Raw genomic sequence first — 1,539 nt, forward strand, 5'->3', positions numbered from 1 at the left:
CGGCGACGCGCGCGCGGCGACGTCCGCGCGAGGGCGCGCGCCGCCCGTAGCGCTCGTCCAGGCGCGCCGTGCGCGAGCCCGCGCCACCGCTCCCCGCCGTGCCCGCCACCGCCGTCCTCGCCTCCGTCGTCGTCCCGTCACGCGTCGCTCCGCCCCGGCTCGGCGGGGGGCTGCACCGCAGCACCGCCCGCGTCGTCCAGAATGGCTCCTCGTCCACCCCGCGGCGCACACCCAGTGTCGCCGACGGCCGCGACGAGGAGGAGCTCAGGTGTCAGAGAACGGCGTGGCCACCCGCGAGGGCGGGCCCGGGGCGCACGTGCGGCAGGCGCCGCGACCCGCCGACGTGGAGCTGGGGGACGCCGCGACGGCGGCCCTGCGGGCGGACGGCGGGCCCCTGCGCCTCATGGCCGTGCACGCCCACCCCGACGACGAGTCGAGCAAGGGCGCGGCCACCTCGGCGAAGTACGTGGCCGAGGGCGTCGAGGTGATGGTCGTCAGCTGCACCGGTGGCGAGCGCGGCGACATCCTCAACCCCAACCTCGCCGGCGACCCGCACGTGCTGCGCGACATGGCCGAGGTGCGCCGCCACGAGATGGCGGCCGCGGCGCAGGCCCTCGGCGTGCACCACCGCTGGCTCGGCTTCGTCGACTCCGGCCTGCCCGAGGGCGACCCGCTGCCGCCGCTGCCCCCGGGGTGCTTCGGCCTGGAGGACGTCGAGACGGCCGCCGCCGCCCTCGTGCGCGTCGTCCGCGAGTTCCGCCCGCACGTCATGACGACGTACGACGAGAACGGCGGCTACCCGCACCCCGACCACGTCATGTGCCACAAGGTGTCCGTCGCCGCCTTCGAGGGCGCCGCCGACCTCGAGCGCTTCCCCGGCGGCGAGCCGTGGCAGCCGCTCAAGCTCTACTACAACGGCGGCTTCAGCCGGGAGCGCATCGAGGTCTTCCACCGGGCGATCGTCGAGTCCGGCGGGGAGTCGCCCTTCGCCGAGTGGCTCGAGCAGCGCTCCGACCGCCCCGAGCGGCGCGTCGACGCCCGCATCCGCTGCGCCGAGCACTTCGAGGCGCGCGACCGCGCCCTGCTGGCCCACGCCACGCAGATCGACCCGGGCGGCTTCTTCTTCCGCGTGCCCCGCCAGCAGCAGGCGGAGCTGTGGCCCACCGAGGAGTTCGAGCTCGCCCGCAGCGCCGTCGGCACGGCCACGCCGGAGGACGACCTGTTCGCGGGCGTGCGCGACGTCGTCGGCGGGTCGGCGCCCGCACCGGGGTCCGCCGCGTGAGCTGGGCCGCGACCTGGCTCGTGGCGGGGGCCGCGACGCCGGTCGGGGCCCTCCTCGTCGCCCCGGTCGTGGGCCTCGGGGGCACGCCGCCCACCCCCGCGCCCGGTGAGGGCCCGGCGCCGTCCTCGGTCGGCCCTCCTCGTACCCCGACGGCGACTGGACGCCGACGACGGCGCGCTCGTGGAGCTCGGGCAGCGTCCGGGCGCCCGCGTAGGTGCACGCGCTGCGGATGCCCGAGGTGATGGAGTCGAGGAGGT

General features: G+C 77.4%; 1 protein-coding gene. It reads left to right on the forward strand.

Translation table 11 applies throughout. The features are described from left to right. Positions 1-403: 403 nt before the first annotated feature. Complete coding sequence (mca, locus tag HLB09_RS16920) at positions 404-1,282, forward strand: mycothiol conjugate amidase Mca (RefSeq protein WP_171204457.1); 879 nt, start codon at positions 404-406, stop codon at positions 1,280-1,282. Positions 1,283-1,539: the final 257 nt, after the last annotated feature.

The sequence above is a fragment of the Pseudokineococcus marinus genome (assembly GCF_013004605.1).
GTDB classification, from domain to species: Bacteria; Actinomycetota; Actinomycetes; order Actinomycetales; family Quadrisphaeraceae; genus Pseudokineococcus; species Pseudokineococcus marinus.